The 17,712-nt window shown below is 41.1% G+C and carries 13 protein-coding genes; 12 read left to right on the forward strand and 1 reads right to left on the reverse strand.

Going from position 1 to position 17,712, the window contains the following annotated elements; genetic code table 11:
* Positions 1–7 precede the first annotated feature (7 nt).
* The 11 genes from NQ505_RS02500 (at position 8) to NQ505_RS02550 (ending at position 13,352) form a co-directional block, all read left to right on the forward strand.
* A complete protein-coding gene (locus NQ505_RS02500) occupies positions 8–1,576 on the forward strand; it encodes a glycoside hydrolase family 26 protein (RefSeq protein WP_008998012.1) in 1,569 nt (522 codons plus the stop codon).
* A gap of 23 nt (positions 1,577–1,599) precedes the next feature.
* Complete coding sequence (locus NQ505_RS02505; RefSeq protein WP_004299607.1) at positions 1,600–3,804, forward strand: beta-glucosidase family protein; 2,205 nt, start codon at positions 1,600–1,602, stop codon at positions 3,802–3,804.
* 6 nt (positions 3,805–3,810) lie between these two features.
* On the forward strand, positions 3,811–5,127 hold the full coding sequence (locus tag NQ505_RS02510; protein WP_004299605.1) for a sugar MFS transporter: 1,317 nt from the start codon (positions 3,811–3,813) through the stop codon (positions 5,125–5,127).
* A gap of 17 nt (positions 5,128–5,144) precedes the next feature.
* On the forward strand, positions 5,145–6,332 hold the full coding sequence (gene nagA, locus NQ505_RS02515) for an N-acetylglucosamine-6-phosphate deacetylase (RefSeq protein ID WP_008998013.1): 1,188 nt from the start codon (positions 5,145–5,147) through the stop codon (positions 6,330–6,332).
* Positions 6,313–7,104, forward strand: coding sequence for a glucosamine-6-phosphate deaminase (locus tag NQ505_RS02520; protein WP_008998014.1), 792 nt, complete (start codon positions 6,313–6,315; stop codon positions 7,102–7,104). Before nagA ends, NQ505_RS02520 begins: the two co-directional genes overlap by 20 nt.
* 6 nt (positions 7,105–7,110) lie before the next feature.
* A complete protein-coding gene (locus tag NQ505_RS02525) occupies positions 7,111–8,115 on the forward strand; it encodes a Gfo/Idh/MocA family protein (RefSeq protein ID WP_008998015.1) in 1,005 nt (334 codons plus the stop codon).
* Positions 8,116–8,119: 4 nt separating this feature from the next.
* Entirely contained in the window at positions 8,120–9,529 is a 1,410-nt protein-coding gene (locus NQ505_RS02530) for a putative oxidoreductase C-terminal domain-containing protein (protein ID WP_008998016.1), read from the forward strand.
* Positions 9,530–9,580: 51 nt separating this feature from the next.
* Positions 9,581–10,351, forward strand: a complete 771-nt coding sequence (locus NQ505_RS02535; RefSeq protein ID WP_008998017.1) for an FAD:protein FMN transferase — start codon at positions 9,581–9,583, stop codon at positions 10,349–10,351.
* A 1-nt stretch (position 10,352) separates the two neighbouring features.
* Positions 10,353–11,678, forward strand: coding sequence for a Gfo/Idh/MocA family protein (locus NQ505_RS02540; RefSeq protein ID WP_004324494.1), 1,326 nt, complete (start codon positions 10,353–10,355; stop codon positions 11,676–11,678).
* A 3-nt stretch (positions 11,679–11,681) separates the two neighbouring features.
* Positions 11,682–11,921 (forward strand): hypothetical protein, encoded by a 240-nt coding sequence (locus tag NQ505_RS02545; RefSeq protein WP_004322279.1) that lies wholly within the window; start codon positions 11,682–11,684, stop codon positions 11,919–11,921.
* A gap of 87 nt (positions 11,922–12,008) precedes the next feature.
* Complete coding sequence (locus NQ505_RS02550) at positions 12,009–13,352, forward strand: Gfo/Idh/MocA family oxidoreductase (protein ID WP_008998018.1); 1,344 nt, start codon at positions 12,009–12,011, stop codon at positions 13,350–13,352.
* Between the two features lie 99 nt (positions 13,353–13,451).
* Here NQ505_RS02550 and NQ505_RS02555 read toward each other — a convergent pair whose 3' ends face one another.
* Positions 13,452–14,039, reverse strand: coding sequence for an RNA polymerase sigma-70 factor (locus NQ505_RS02555; RefSeq protein WP_008998019.1), 588 nt, complete (start codon positions 14,037–14,039; stop codon positions 13,452–13,454).
* Positions 14,040–14,340: 301 nt separating this feature from the next.
* On the opposite strand from NQ505_RS02555, the gene NQ505_RS02560 reads away from it, so the two are divergent.
* Positions 14,341–17,685 carry a PL29 family lyase N-terminal domain-containing protein gene (locus NQ505_RS02560; RefSeq protein WP_008642881.1) on the forward strand — a complete coding sequence of 1,115 codons (3,345 nt, stop codon included), beginning with the start codon at positions 14,341–14,343 and terminating at the stop codon, positions 17,683–17,685.
* Positions 17,686–17,712 lie beyond the last annotated feature (27 nt).

Here is a 17,712-nt window from a genome sequence, read left to right on the forward strand (position 1 = left end):
ACTAAATATGAAATTAAAAAATTTATGGTTAATAGCAGTTGCAATACTCATATACGCTTGCAATGCAGAAGAAACGAGATCATGGGAAGTTACTTTTGATCCAAATAAGCCCAAAGATCCAAATGAACAAAGCATTATTAATGTGGCGGCAGGCAAATTCTATAAAATGAATGTTGTAGCCAACAGTGCCTATGCTGATAAAGCCCCTCTCGATCCCTGGACATCCGGCACCAAACTGACGGATGAGGAGACCGGTACCCTCTCGACTAAAAACAGAGGAGTCGGTTGGGATGCACAAACTGTAGAAGTAATAATTGATTTGGGATCATTACGCAATATCACAGAAGTATCAGTACATGCTATTTCCGATCCGACATCACAAATTGTATTCCCTGCTCAAATAGAAGTATCAACCAGCAAGGACAAAAGCCAATGGGAAAAAGCAGCCTCACCAATTACCTATTCCGACAGCAACGGAAAGTCGGACGCTTGGGGAAAAACAGACTTTAGTAATGTAGCATGCAGATATGTGAAAGCGACTCTCAAATCTTCAGCTTCCACCAGTACGATGATGCTCATCGACGAAATCAAGGTAATGGGAGAATTTCATAATGACATGAAGTACGTCCCCGAAAAAGGGTGTTATCATGGAGCATTCCCACCATTATACGGATTCGATCCGGAAGACCGCGAAGGAAGTACTGACCAGTGTGCCGTTGCCTTATTTGAAAAATTGGTGGGAAAGCAACTATCTATGATCTTATGGTATCAGAATATGGAACCGGGACGAAATTTCAGCGAAATGCAAACAGTACGTGAGAAATACTGGGGAAAAAACTATCAGGGCAAATACCGATTCTTCCTTTACGGATGGCTGCCCGTCATTCCCACCCAACAAATGGCAAATGGCGAACTCGACGATTTTCACAAATCATACTTCGCCGAAGTAGCTGCCCAAAAAGTACGTGACATGGGACCTATCTGGTTCAGACCAGCCAACGAAATGAATGGAAGCTGGACTCCGTATTACGGAGATCCCACAAACTATGTCAAGGCTTGGAGACGTATGTATAACATTGCAGAACAGTTGGGTGTCACTGCCTACAATGTCTTCGTATGGTCACCCAACAGTGTAAGCATGCCAGGTACAGAAGCAAACGCAATGAAAAACTATTATCCAGGAGATATGTATGTAGATTGGCTGGGAGTAAGCTGTTATCCACCATCGCTTAGTGCTACTTATCCGGAAGAAAGAAGATATCCGCTCACGCTGATGCAAGGAATCAAGCAGGTATCGGCAGACAAGCCTATCATGATTAGTGAAGGAGGATACTCCAGTACATGCGACCACCAGAGATGGGTAAGAGAATGGTTTAAGCTGAAGGATGAAGAGCCACGTGTCAAGGCCGTCGTATGGGAGAATCACGAAAATGCAGAGAATGGTGACCGCCGTCTGCAAAGTGACCCTCTGGCACTTGAACTGTACAAGGAACTCGTCCAGGATCCGTACTGGCTTGATCTGATCCCGGATGCTGTGTACAGTGAAATTGAAACAAGAAAGAATAATTCAAAATAATCAAAGACAACAAGTATTCTAGTATGAAAAGACTGACTCCATATAGCTGGCTGATTCTGATTATATTCTCCTCCTGTCTGACTGGTAATAAAGTAGCAAGTACTGATAAACAGATAGAAAGTTTATTATCACAAATGACTTTGGAAGAGAAAATTGGAATGTTGCACAGTAACACGATGTTTTCAAGTACCGGTGTTCCAAGGCTTGGCATCCCCGACCTGCACTACTCCGACGGACCTCACGGAGTAAGATTTGAGGGAGTAGCCAATGGGTGGGAATCCGCCCGATGGGATAACGACGCATGTAGCTATCTACCTGCATTAAGCGCCTTAGCATCTACTTGGAACCGTGATCTGGCACAGCTATATGGAGAAGTTCTTGGAGCTGAATGTAAAGCACGCGGTAAGCATGTGAGCCTGGCTCCGGGAGTCAACATTCACCGTTCCTTACTCAATGGACGTAATTGGGAATATTTCAGCGAGGATCCTTTCTTCTCCGGTGAACTGGCTGTTCCATATATACAAGGAGTACAGTCACAGGGAGTAGCCTCTTGTGTGAAGCATTTTGCTCTGAATAGCCAGGCATACAACCAGTACAAAGTGAGTGTAGAAGTAGACGAACGCACCTTACACGAAATTTATCTTCCGGCTTTTGAAGCTGCCATACAACGAGGTGGAGCCATGGCAGCCATGGCGGCATATAACAAGGTTCGAGGGTTGTGGTGTACGGAAAGTCCTTATCTTCTTGATACTTTACTTCGTGATGAACTAGGATTTGACGGATTAGTCGTATCAGACTGGAATGCAGTCCATAACACAGAGCGAACAGCTCTGTGTGGTATGGATGTCGAAATGGGAACAAGCATCAAAGAAAATGGGAAATATGCTTTCAATAAATATTATTTAGCCGATCCTTTATTGAAGAAAGTACGTAATGGAGAGATTCCGGAAGAAGCTGTCAACAAAAAAGTACGTAATATTCTGAAATTGATGATTCGACTTGATTTAATAGGACAAGCTCCTTATGACACCACAGGCATGGCAGCCAAACTTGCAATACCTGCCCATACTAAGGCTGCCAGAGAAATAGCGGAGGAATCATTGGTATTATTGAAGAATTCCAAAGATATGCTACCACTAGACCCTGCACAATACAAGAATGTCGCAGTGATTGGCGCAAATGCGACCGAAGTATTTGCAGCAGGAGGTGGCAGTACAAAACTTAAAGCTAAATATGAAGTTACTCCTTTGGAAGGGCTACAAAATCTTTTAGATGGAAAAGCCCGGATCGAATATGCACCCGGTTATCAATTGAGTAAAAAGGCGTATAAGGTTGGCCATTGGTTCACGAACGAATTTGATAAATCCGATGAAGAGCTATATAAGAAAGCAATCAATACAGCTGCCCAAGCAGAATTGGTAATCTATATAGGTGGAACCTCCCACGAACATGGTTCTGACTGTGAAGGGTATGACAAGCCGAATTTAAAGCTTCCCTACCAACAGGACAGATTATTAAAAGGTATCCTGGAGGTTAATCCCAACACTGTAGTGGTACTAATCTCCGGTGGCCCCGTCGAGATAGGAGAATGGTATAATGATGCTACGGCATTACTGCACGGCAGTTTTCTAGGGATGGAAGGAGGAAATGCACTGGCACGTACATTGTTTGGAGAAGTCAATCCTTCGGGAAAACTGACTACTACCTGGTGTAAGCGTCTGGAAGATATGCCTGATCACGTATTTGGAGAATATCCGGGTATAAACGACACCGTCCGTTTCAAGGAAGGGCTTATGGTCGGCTACCGCTACTTCGATACTTACCGTGTAGTCCCCCTATTTGAATTCGGTTATGGATTATCCTATACCACTTTTACTTATTCAAACATAAAGATGAAACCTGTATGGAAAGACTCAGACACAGAGTTTGCCGTATCATTCACCGTTACTAACACAGGAAAACGATATGGCCAGGAAATTGCACAGTTATATTTGCATCAAAACAAATGTTCTGTAGAACGCCCGTTTAAAGAATTAAAAGGGTTCACTAAGGTTGGCTTAAAACCGGGTGAATCCAAACAAGTCACTATCAAGTTACCGCGCCGCGCCTTACAATACTACGATACCGAAAGCAAACGCTGGAAAGACGAACCGGGTATGTTTACTGTATTAATAGGCGCATCGTCACGGGACATCAAATTACAGAAAGATTTCGAACTGAAAAAATAAAAACACATGGGAAACAATAACCTTATAAGCAGCAAAAAGACATACTACATATCAATTGCAATTCTGGCAGGGATGTTCTTTATCTTCGGATTTGTGTCGTGGGTCAATGCCATACTGATTCCATACTTCCGCATATCCTGTGAACTGACACATTTCGAATCCTATTTTGTCGCCTTTGCATTTTATATCGCCTACTTTGTAATGGCTATCCCCTCGGGAGTACTTCTCAAGAAAGTGGGATTCAAGCGAGGTATTATGTATGGTTTTATGCTTACCGCCTTAGGAGCTTTCTTATTTGTTCCGGCAGCATTAGCCCGTCAGTTCGAGATATTCCTGGCCGGTCTGTTTTCCATCGGTACCGGATTAGCCATATTGCAAACTGCTGCTAATCCTTATGTCACTATTATCGGTCCTATTGATAGTGCCGCCAGACGAATCAGTATTATGGGAATATGCAATAAATTCGCAGGTATCGTCTCACCACTCATATTTGCTGCATTGATATTAAATGTTACCGACAAGGAGCTTTTTGCCACTATAGAATCGGGGACTTTAGACATAGTCACAAAGAACGCTATGCTTGACGAATTAATACAACGCGTCATTGTGCCTTATGCTGTTCTAGGCGTTATTTTACTGTTTACCGGTATCGGTATCCGTTACTCCATTCTGCCTGAAATCAACACAGACGAAGAAAACAGCACGGAAGATACAGGTAGCCACCATCACACCAGAAAAAGTATTTTCGACTTTCCTTACCTTATCTTGGGAGCAGTGGCTATATTTCTTCATGTAGGAACACAAGTTATCGCAATTGATACAATCATTAATTATGCCAATTCGATGGGTATGGACCTGCTCGAAGCTAAAACATTTCCCTCATATACATTGGCCTGTACTATGATTGGTTATCTGCTGGGGATCCTGTTAATACCCAAATATGTTTCACAAAAAAATGCACTTATAGGTTGTACCATCATCGGATTACTCCTTTCATTCGGAGTTGTATTTGCAGATTTTGAAGTAACTCTGTTCGGTCATCATGCCAATGCCTCCATTTTCTTTCTGAACGCATTGGGTTTCCCGAATGCTTTAATCTACGCAGGTATCTGGCCACTTTCCATTCATGGACTAGGGAAATTCACCAAAACCGGTTCCTCTCTTCTTATCATGGGATTATGTGGCAATGCCATTCTGCCTCTGATATATGGTCATCTGGCAGATATGTATAGTCTGCGTTTCGGTTATTGGGTATTGATTCCCTGTTTTTTATATTTGGTTTTCTTTGCAGTTAAAGGTCATAAAATAGACTCCTGGAAATAAATTAAAAACGAAATAATATGGAAAGACTCATCATAACAAATGGAAAACTCATCCTGCCAACAGGCATAGAAATGGGCCAAACATTGATATGCGAAAATGGAAAAATTGAGCAGATTATTCCCAATGGAAGCTATCAACCGCTCGTCGGTGACAAGGTAATAGACGCCCGTCAGAATTATGTTTCACCAGGATTCATCGACATGCATATCCACGGAGGAGGAGGACATGACTTCATGGATGGTACTGTTGAGGCTTTTCTCGGAGTGGCCGAGACACATGCCAAGTATGGTACTACCGCAATGGTTCCCACCACACTCACCAGCACTATTGAGGAGTTAATGACGACGTTTACCGTATATCGGAAAGCCAAAGAAATGAATATCAATGGTTCGCAGTTTATCGGTTTACATTTGGAAGGACCTTACTTTTCACCGAAACAATGTGGTGCGCAAGCCCCGAACTTCCTGAAAAAGCCGCAAGCAGAAGAATATAATGCCATTCTGGAAGCCTCAAAAGATATTATCCGTTGGAGCGTAGCTCCTGAGTTGGAGGGTGCTCTAGCACTAGGGCAAACTCTGCAACAACATCATATTCTCCCCTCCATCGCTCATACCGACGCGATTTATGAAGAAGTTGAGAAAGCCTTTACAGCAGGTTATACACATGTGACCCACCTTTATTCGGCCATGTCATCAGTGACCCGCAAAAATGCTTTCCGCTATGCCGGAGTAGTAGAAGCCACCTACTTGATTGAAGATATGACAGTGGAGATTATTGCCGATGGCATACATCTTCCGAAACCCCTGCTCCAATTCGTATACAAGTTCAAAGGAGTTGATAAAACAGCCCTCTGCACTGATGCCATGAGAGGAGCGGGTATGCCGGACGGTGAATCGATATTAGGTAGCCTCAACAACGGTCAGAAAGTCATTATCGAAGACGGAGTGGCCAAAATGCCGGATCGGAAAGCTTTTGCCGGTAGTGTTGCAACAACCGACCGACTGGTTCGAACCATGATATATTTAGCCGGTGTTCCTCTCATTGACGCCGTCCGTATGATGAGCCTGACGCCCGCCCGTATTCTTCATATTGACAAAGAAAAAGGTTCTTTAGAAATCGGTAAGGATGCCGACATAGTCATTTTTGATAATCAAATAAATATAAATAATACAATATTAAAAGGCCATGTTATCTATACTAAATGAAACGAAGACCAAAGTTTTTCAGCAGGAACAATTAACAGTTCGAATTTTCCCGTCCATTCAAGAGATGGGCAGTGCAGCCGCAAAAGAAGTCGGCGACCAAATTTGTCGCTTATTGGAAAGCAAACCGGAAATAAATATGATTTTCGCCGCTGCCCCCTCACAAAATGAGTTTTTGAGTCATCTGATTCATGACAAACGCATCGACTGGACCAGAATAAACGCTTTTCATATGGATGAATACATCGGTATACATCCGGAAGCCCCACAAAGTTTTGGACATTTCCTTAGAATTCGTATCTTTGACAAAGTTCCTTTCAAGAAAGTCAACTATCTGAATGGCCTGGCGGAAAACCTTGAAGAGGAATGTCAGCGATATGCAGACTTGCTGACTAAGCATCCGGTTGACATCGTTTGTCTGGGAATTGGAGAAAATGGGCATATTGCTTTCAATGATCCGGATGTAGCAGACTTTAATGATCCCAAACTTGTGAAAATAGTTGAGCTGGACCCAATATGTCGCCAACAGCAAGTCAATGAAAAATGCTTCAAGACACTAGACTTAGTACCCAAAGAAGCTTTAACACTCACGATACCGGCTTTGCTAAAAGCTGAATGGATGTTTTGTATCGTCCCGTTCAAAAATAAAGCTCAAGCAGTCTATCAGACTGTTTATGGTGAAGTTTCAGAAAAATGTCCGGCCAGCATATTGCGAAGAAAAGAAAATTCTTCGTTATATTTGGACCCGAAAAGTGCAGAAAGAATTAATTTATAAAGGATTATGAAAAACAGAATCTCACTTCTTATACTACTGGCTATCAGCTTCAGTATACACGCACAAAAAGTTATGCGGATCGGAATTATTGGTCTGGACACATCCCATTCCACCGCTTTCACCGAATTGATTAATAGTGGTTCGGATGAGACCTTTTCCAAAGGTTTTAGGGTAGTAGCAGCGTATCCGTACGGTTCAAAGACTATTCAATCCAGTTACGAACGAATCCCCGGATACATTGAAAAGGTCAAAGCAAATGGCGTGGAAATCACCTCATCAATAGCAGATTTACTGGAAAAAGTAGACTGTGTCCTTTTGGAAACCAATGATGGCAGACTACATTTGGAACAAGCCGTCGAGGTATTCAAATCAGGTAAGATATGCTATATTGACAAACCTATCGGAGCTACTTTAGGAGATGCAATCGCTATTTATGAAATGGCAGAAAAATACAATGCACCTGTTTTCTCCTCTTCTGCTCTTAGATTTACTCCTCAAAACCAGAAATTAAGAAATGGAGAATTTGGCAAAATCCTTGGAGCCGATTGTTATTCTCCTCACAAAGTGGAACCAACGCATCCGGATTTCGGTTTCTATGGTATTCATGGAGTAGAAACATTATACACAATTATGGGGACAGGATGCGAATCAGTCAACCGGATGTCTTCAGATAGAGGGGATGTAGTAGTAGGACGATGGAAAGATGGTAGAATCGGAACTTTCAGAGCGATTATAAAAGGACCGCAAATTTATGGTGGAACTGCCTATACTTCAAAAGGAGCAGTAGCCGCAGGAGGTTACCAAGGTTATAAAGCGCTTCTTGAGCAGATTCTTAAATACTTTCAAACAGGAATTTCACCTATATCCAAAGAAGAGACAATCGAAATATTCACTTTTATGAAAGCATCCAATATGAGTAAAGCAGAGAATGGAAGAATTGTCACATTGGAAGAAGCTTATCAAAAAGGTTTGAAAGATGCACGAAAACTAATCAAAACCTATAAAAAGTAAGAGAATGAAATCTATATATAAAGGGACTGCCATTATAGCAATTTTATTTATAGTCGTTTCTTGTTCTTTCTCGAAAAAGCAAGCTGCGAATAGGATGGAGACAAATGATCTACCCCAATTGGAAATAGTAGTACTCGATCCCGGACATTTCCATGCCAGCCTACTTCAAAAAGAGACATTGACAGATGTCAGTGACACCATCCGGATATATGCCCCCGAAGGAATAGCCGTCAACCAATATCTGGAAAGCATTGATTCTTATAATCAGCGGGCGGAATCTCCTACGACATGGAAAAAACAAGTATATACCGGAGATGATTATCTCCAGAAAATGCTTGCCGATCATAAAGGTAATATAGTAGTATTGGCCGGAAACAATCAGAAAAAGACGCGCTATATCATGGAGTCTATCAAAGCCGGATATCATGTCCTTGCCGATAAGCCACTGGCTATCAATCCACAGGATTTCAAGTTATTGACAGAAGCCTATCAACTCGCCAAAGAAAAGAATCTTCTTTTATACGATCTGATGACGGAACGTTATGATATCCTCAATATCATAGAAAAAGAGCTTTTGCATCAGACGGAATTATTCGGAGATTTACAAAAAGGTTCACCGGACAATCCATCTGTCATAATGGAAAGCGTGCATCATTTTTTCAAGACAGTTTCTGGCAAGCCATTAATTCGCCCGGCATGGTATTATGATGTAGAGCAACAAGGAGAAGGGATTGCAGATGTTACAACACATCTGATCGATCTTATCAACTGGCAATGTTTTCCTGATAAAACGATTCATTATCAATCGGATGTCACCGTGAATGCCGCCAAACACTGGCCAACTCCAATTACATTAGCAGAGTTCAGTCAATCGACACAAGTCGATTCTTTTCCCGCTTATCTTAATCGATACATAAAAAACGATGTATTGGAAGTGATGGCAAACGGAAGTCTCAACTATACCGTTAAAGGGATTTGTATAGGAATGAAAGTCACATGGAATTATACTCCACCCACTAACGGAGGAGATACATTTACTTCCATAAAGAAAGGAAGTAAAGCCACTTTAAAAATCGTTCAGGATGAAAAAAATGGATTTGTAAAAGAGCTATATATACAGAAAGAACCGGACATTGACAATCGGACATTTGAAGCTCAATTGCAAAAAACAGTGGAACAGCTTCAAATAACTTATCCGTTCTTATCTGTCAAAAACAAAAAGAATGGAACTTATCTGATTGACATACCACAGGAAAAACGATTAGGACACGAAGAACATTTCAGCAAAGTGGCAAAGGCTTTCCTGCATTATGTACACAATCAGGATATGCCGGAATGGGAAAATGAAAATACACTAGCTAAATATTACATTACTACTACTGCTGTAGAAATGGCAAAGAAAGGAAACAAATAAACAAAACAATAGGTGTTAGAAACAAGATGCAAATATTATAAAAATGAAGCCATGTTTCATGGCTTCATTCCTCATATCATGGGGACCCGATTCGATATCCTGCTCATTCATTCCGATATCGACCGATTGAATACACTTTGGGCAGATATCGCCTATGAGCTGGAGCGATTGGATAAAATATTAAATCGTTTTGATCCTCATAGTGAAGTTTCCAAGATTAATAATCATGCTTCTCAAAGCAAGATTCAAATCAGTAAAGAGCTGAAATCAATCTTACAGCTTTGCTCATACTATTATCAGACCACTTCACACTTATTCGACATTACATTAAAAGATTTCTCCAGAATACAACTTCATGAACATTCATATATCTCCTTTACATCTCCTGATATTTCACTTGATTTTGGAGGTTTTGCTAAAGGATATGCTTTGAAGAAAATAAGAAAATTCATTGAACAGGAGAATATTAGTGATGCATTTGCTAATTTTGGAAACAGTTCGATCCTGGGTATAGGACATCATCCTTATGGAGATTGTTGGAAAGTCAGTTTTCTGAACCCGTACAATCAGTCTCTTCTAAAAGAATTCGATCTGCAGGATACAGCATTATCCACTTCCGGCAATACGTTACAATATACCGGACACATTATGAATCCGCTTACAGGCACATTTAATGAACAACGAAAAGCAAGTTCTATCCTGTCCCCCGATCCGTTGGAAGCCGAAGTTCTTAGTACAGTCTGGATGATTGCCAATGAACAGGAACAAAAAAAGATTTCAGAAAAGTTCAATAATATACAAGCAACCCTATACAATTTATGATATGAAAGAACATAAAGAAAAAGGAGTAGACTTAGGACTCAGACAATTCATCAAAAGCCTGGGATATGTTGCCGGAGGAACCGCATTATTGGCGACCACTCCTTGGCTGACTTCCTGTACTCCGGAGAAACTACAAGAGATCAAGCATGAGAAAGCACGAATCGCTTTGATTGGTACCGGGTCCAGAGGACAATACCACATCCATAACCTCAAAGAAATACCTCATGCACAAATTGTTGCCGTATGTGATAATTATGCCCCCAATCTTCAACAAGCATTGGAACTTTGTCCGGATGCTAAGTCATATACGGATTACCGCAAACTACTGGAATCGAAAGACATCGATGGAGTCATCATATCCACACCATTAAACTGGCATGCACCTATTGTATTGGACGCATTAGCTGCCGGCAAACATGTCTTTTGCGAGAAAGCAATGGCACGTACCCTTGACGAGTGCAAGGCTATCTATGACACTTACAACCAGTCAGACAAAGTCCTCTACTTTTGTATGCAGCGAATGTATGACGAGAAGTACATCAAGGGAATGCAGATGATCCATTCCGGTCTCATCGGAGATGTGGTAGGTCTTCGCTGTCACTGGTTCCGTAATGCAGACTGGCGTCGTCCGGTTCCTTCACCAGAGCTGGAACGCAAAATTAATTGGAGATTATACAAAGAGAGCTCCGGAGGATTAATGACGGAATTAGCATGCCATCAGTTGGAAGTTTGTAACTGGGCAGCCCAAAAAATGCCGGAATCCATTATGGGAATGGGTGACATTGTATACTGGAAAGACGGACGAGAAGTTTATGATAGCGTCAATGTCACTTACAGATACTCGGATGGAGTTAAGATCGCATACGAATCATTGATTTCCAACAAGTTCAACGGAATGGAAGACCAGATTCTGGGAAGTAAAGGAACCATGGAAATGGCAAAAGGTATTTATTATCTGGAAGAAGATCATTCAACTTCGGGTATCCGGCAACTGATTGACCAGGTAAAAGACAAGGTCTTTGCCGCCATCCCGACAGCAGGTCCCAGTTGGCGACCGGAAACAAAAATGGAGTACACACCACACTTTATCATTGATGGAGATATTCACGTAAACAGTGGATTGAGTATGATCGGAGCAGACAAAGACGGTTCGGACATTATCCTGTCTTCTTTCTGCCAGTCGTGTATCACCGGAGAGAAAGCACAGAATGTAGTGGAAGAAGCATATTGTTCAACGGTTCTTTGTTTACTTGGAAATCAGGCAATGGATGAACAACGCCATATCCTCTTCCCCGACGAATATAAAATACCCTATATGAAATTCTAAGCCATGAAAGATATTATTATCACATCAAAAAAACTGAAACAAGAAAGGAATATCTATCTTCTAAGTTTCCTGCTTGCATTTATCATCAATGTAATTGCAATCATTATCTATTCCCGCCCATGGATTGAAATAATATCCCAAATCGGGTATGTCATCGTGATTAGTTTTTTCATCTATCTTATCTTATGGATTCCCCGAGGAATCCTGATATTCTTGAGTCACCTTTTCCGAAGAAAAAAATAAGAGATTTACGTTTTTTGAAGGAGAATTGACGGAAAAGCTCATTCACATATTCTAATAACAACCTAATTTTGGAGAAAAATAGATACTATGACAACAAGAAGAGATTTTATCAAAAAAACAGTAGCAGGTACAGCTGCACTCTCATTAGGAAGCATACTTCCAGGATTCGGTTCAAGCCGTTATCAAGATATTCTGGGAGCTAACGAAAAAATACGTATCGGAGTCATTGGAGTGAATTCGAGAGGTAAGGCCCTGGCGCAAGGATTTGCCAAACTTCCAGATTGTGAAGTAACTTACATTTGCGATGTAGACTCTAGAGCATTAGAAAAATGCCAGGCTGCTATCCACAAAATAACCGGACGTACTCCCAAAGGAGAAAAAGACATTCGTAAGATGTTAGAGTCGAACGATTTTGAAGCAGTGGTGATTGCTACCCCTGACCATTGGCATGCCAAAGCAGCCATTATGGCTATGCAGGCCGGAAAGCATGTTTATCTGGAAAAACCGACCAGTCATAATCCGGCAGAAAATGAAATGTTGGTTCGAGCCGCTTTGAAATATAACCGGATTGTTCAAGTGGGTAACCAACGCCGCTCCTTTCCCAATGTAATTAAAGCTATGGAAGAAATCAAATCCGGTTCTATCGGAAAAGTGAGATATGCCAAATCTTGGTATGTCAATAATCGCCCTTCCATTGGAACAGGGAAAGTTGTACCTGTACCTGATTATCTGGATTGGGATTTATGGCAAGGTCCTGCCCCACGTGTTGCAGATTTCAAAGATAATTTCATCCATTATAACTGGCATTGGTTCTGGAATTGGGGAACAGGTGAAGCGCTCAACAATGGAACCCACTTTGTTGATATACTCCGCTGGGGATTGGGCGTAGATTATCCTACAAAGGTTGATTCTATCGGAGGTCGGTATCGTTTTCAAGACGACTGGCAAACTCCTGACACACAACTCATCACCTTCCAATTTGGCGACGAAGCATCTTTTTCATGGGAAGGACGTAGTTGTAATACGATGCCGGTAGACGGATATGGAGTAGGAACCGCATTTTATGGAGAAAACGGAACTCTCTTCATTGGCGGTGGCAATGAATATAAAATTGCAGATATAAAAGGTAAAACGATTAAAGAGGTAAAAAGTGATTTAAAATTTGAGACCGGCAATCTGTTGAATCCATCCGAAAAGTTGGATGCCTTCCACTTCCGAAACTGGTTTGATGCCATTCGTAAAGGAACAAAGTTAAATTCCGGAATTGTAGATGCCTGTATCAGTACCCAGTTAGTACAATTAGGTAACATTGCCCAACGTGTCGGACATTCATTACAGATTGATCCGGGAAGCGGACGAATTCTCAACGATTTGGAAGCCAATAAACTTTGGGGAAGAGAGTACGAAAAAGGTTGGGAAATACGGGTTTAAATCAACTTCTCATTAAATTATCAGAGATATGTCATGTATACGACATATCTCTTTCTACTATAAAATCCACCCATTATCATCACACTTCCTTCTCTTCATCTAAAGAAACCACCCTACAAAAAGAGCAAAGAAGCTCCCTAATTGTTCCTTAAAAGTACGGAGAGCCAGTTCTATATGTTTCTCGACAGTACGAATGGAAATACCAAGTTTATCTGCAATCTCCTGATTAGTCAGAGATTTAAAGCGACTAAGGCAAAACACACTCCGGCGTTTAGGTGGCATCGTGTTAATCACACTTTGTACTGCCTCTCGCAATTCACGATAGTCTGTAGTCGGTTCATCTATACTTGAAGGTCGCTCCAATGTCATCATGTCTTCCGTTAACACTACATGAGTATTGTATTTGGCCCGAAGATAATTAAAGACTTCACGTTTGGAGAGTACATAAATATAGTTTTTGATTGACATTGTTTCGTCCAGCGCCTCACGGTGTATCCAGATTTTCATAAACACATTCTGAATAATATCTTCCGCTGCCCCTGCATCTTTCAGCATACCTTTGGCAAAAGCAAAAAAAGTAGGATAATAACGATGAAACAAGGTTTCATAGCTCCCCATGTCCCCTTCTCTCAACCGCTGTAACAACAGTTGCTCTTCAGTAGCAGAAGATAAATCAGTTTTATTCATCGTTTTTTCTAAAAAAGATTCTAGTCAACAAAGCTATAAATAATATAGAAGATATACCAAGCCGTATTTAAAATCACATCATATTGTAATATGTAAGGGAGAAATAAACAGGGAGTAGCATACTTCTGGTGACAAAATTATGAAATTAATATGAAAAATTCAAGTCTTATTGAAAATAGTGATGATTTTAAAAAAAAGTTCAAATCCGATTACGTACCCCCGTTAGATGATGTGTTCTTCATTATAGAAACGAATCACACATAGCGCGCTATTAACCATTGAATCAATTTATTTAAAGAACATGAGAAATTTTCTACTTTTATTCCTGCTACTCATGCCCGTGATTGGCAGTTGCACCGATGACTATGATGACTCGGCTGCCTGGAAGGACATTGATGGAATCTACAAAGATCTCGATCAACTGAAAGAGAAGCTAAACAGTTTACAACTGCAAGCGAATGCGTTGAGCCAGATTGTGAAAGGAGGAGCCATCACCTCTGTCACAGAAGCTGCTAACGGTGGTTATGTCATTTCTTATAAAGGAAGTGACAATATTGAGCATAGTTTCACCATTGCTACCACTGACCAAATGGTTTCCAGTCCGATTATCGGAATACAAGAAGAAGCCGGAACATATTATTGGACTACTACCACCAAAGGTCAAACGACTTTCCTGCTGGATGCCAACAAACAAAAAATACCGGTATCAGGTAGCGCCCCTCAAATACGAGTGGATGAGAATGGATATTGGATTATTAACGGCCAGCAAATTCTAGACAGCAACCAAAAGCCGATTAAAGCTGAAGGAAAAACAACTTCACTTATTACTAAAGTGGAAATGAACGATAACGGAACTGCTTCAATTACTCTAGGCAACGGAGAAACTCTATCGGTCAATACCTTTACACTATTTAATGTGGAGTTTAAAAATACAGATCAGACTGCCATTTCTCCTATTATTATAGAGGAAGGAACAAAAAACCTTACCTTAAATTATAATATCATTGGGAAAAAGGCAGCACAAGCATTGATGCTCATCACACGCAACGACGATGGATTAGAAGCCAGGTTAAATAGTAGTAATAAAACATTGGTCGTCACCTTCGCTGATGATTTCGAAGAAGGGGTAACAATGATTATGCTTTATGACACTGAAGATAACGTACTGATCAAACCGATGCGCTTCACTTTGCCTATCATTGAAAACGGAGGCATTGCTACTGCAACAGACTTCAAAGCATTTATAGATGCTGTGACCAGTGGAAGTAGTTTGCGTAAATTCAAAGATACGGAAGGAAACGTTATTCTGTTGAACGATATTGATATGAAAGATATCACGTTGACGAGCGGTGCAGGAAGTAATGTAACAAGCAATACGACCAACGCCAATACAAAAGTGGTTTATACAATCGGCGAGCAAACCTTTAACGATGTATTTGATGGTAAAGGACATTCAGTTATTAATCTGACTTTTACATATAATCTTGAAGACGGCAATATTGCCCATGGATTATTCAATGCACTCGGCAGTTCCGGTGTCATCAGGAATTTAGTGATTTCGGGTAATGCCACCATTACAGGTAAAGCTCCGCAAGGAGCTGCTATTGGCGGCTTAGTAGGCTATTGTGAGGGAAGCATACTGGCATGTACCAACCAAATAAATCTATCTTTTGAAGGAACAGACGCTGCTAATGTAGGTGTTCGAATGGGAGGTTTAGCAGGTGTATTATACGGAAATAAAATAGGCGACACAACACAAGCAAACGGTTGCAGCAACGAAGGTAACCTGACGTGCAGCAACATAGTCAACACTGCTTCCGGTGCCTATTCAGCTTTCAACCAAGGAGGTATTGCGGGATATATAGAAAATGATGAGGCTTATATCGGCTACGCAATTAACAAAGGAAATATCAGTGCACCTTCCGGGCGTGGTGGTGGAATTGCAGGAACTCTACAGGAAGGAATTATTGAAAACAGCACTAACGAAGGAGTCATTCAAGATGACGTGAATGGTGTTTTTGCTTCAACTTCCAAACGATATAATGTGAAACGCATCGGCGGACTTGCAGGAGGTATAAATACAGATAAATACCTCAAAAATTGTATTAACAACGGAAATGTCTATTCCCAAAACGGAAGTCGTGCAGGTGGATTTGTCGGACACAATGCCGGATTTGTTCAATCGTGTACAAACAATGGAATCATCTTGTCCGATGCAACTGCTGATGGAGCCAACAAACATGGTGCCGGATGGGCCTGTGGTTATAGTGGTACCAAAAACGGTACGAACTATATCACAGATTGTCATATCGGAGGTAAAGTTGGAGATTACAGTATTTACAAAAATAATCCGGAAGATACTCCGGGAGCAACTTACAGTAACGCTGTCCGTCACGGAGCTTTCTCCAAAGAAGCCAATAATTTCTCTAACCAGGATGAGGCATACTATGACTGGCAGGTGACCGAGGACCGTGAACTAGCATCAGGTATTGTGTACAAACACTACTCCTTTATCAATTTCAATCAAAATATCTATGCTATTGAAATTGACATGAACAACCCCAAAGTTACATTCGAGACAGTCATGGCAGACGAAATTTGCCCAAACCCGAATGGTAATAATAATTCAAATAATGGTAAAGTCCTCCGCGAAACCTTATCGGAGACTTGTACCAGACGAAGAGATGAAGGAAGAAACATTATTGTAGGTATAAATACCGGCTTCTTCAATTCACATGACGGCTTCCCCAGAGGAATGCATATTGAAGAAGGAGAACCGGTATTCATCAATAACCCGTATGTACGTTCTATCTTAACTAATCATGTCTGGGGATTCACCTTCTTTGACAACCGTACGGTTAGCTTCGAAAAAAGAGATTTCACAGGCAAACTGAAAGTTGGTACCAAGGAATATGAATATTATTCAGTCAATGATACTATTGTCCGTTTGAGTGGAAAACCATCATACGATGCAAACTTGTACACCTTCAGGTATGTAAAAGAGCCCCATCCCGGATTAACTAACCCGATAGGAACTAAAGCCCTATTTATCATCGGCAAGAACAACCAACCGCTAAAGGTTAACTCTGGTGATTTTGAAGCCACAATTACTAAAATCATTGACGGACGAGGCACTACAGTAGAAGCCCCATACGTAACAGATAAAAATGAATGGGTACTGCAAGTAACAGGAGACAAAGCTGACGAACTAGTTCAAAACCTAAAAACCGGTGATAAAGTACAAATCAGTGCCGAACTTAAAATAGGCAGTTCTACTAATCCAATCAAAGTACACAACTCCAGTATGTACCGCTATGTATATAATGGCGTATACTCTGCACCTCCTAAAAAAGAAGATGCAGAGACAATCAACCCGACCACCAATCTCGGTATGACACAGGATAAATCAAAGATTGTTATTTTCTGTGTAGACGGAAGGACAGATAGTGACAGAGGACTTGATTTCTACGAAGCTTACCGTGTTTGCAAAAAGTTGGGATTATATGATGTAATCCGTTTCGATGGGGGAGGCTCTACAGTAATGTGGACTTATGAGAATGGTATCGGAAAAGTAATCAATCACGTGTCGGATACGAAAGGTGAGAGAAGTTGTATGAACTATCTGCATGTCAGAGTACTCGAATAATGAATCAAACGAATGTTAATCACTGAA

This window comes from Bacteroides sp. D2, from assembly GCF_025147085.1.
Classification (GTDB): domain Bacteria; phylum Bacteroidota; class Bacteroidia; order Bacteroidales; family Bacteroidaceae; genus Bacteroides.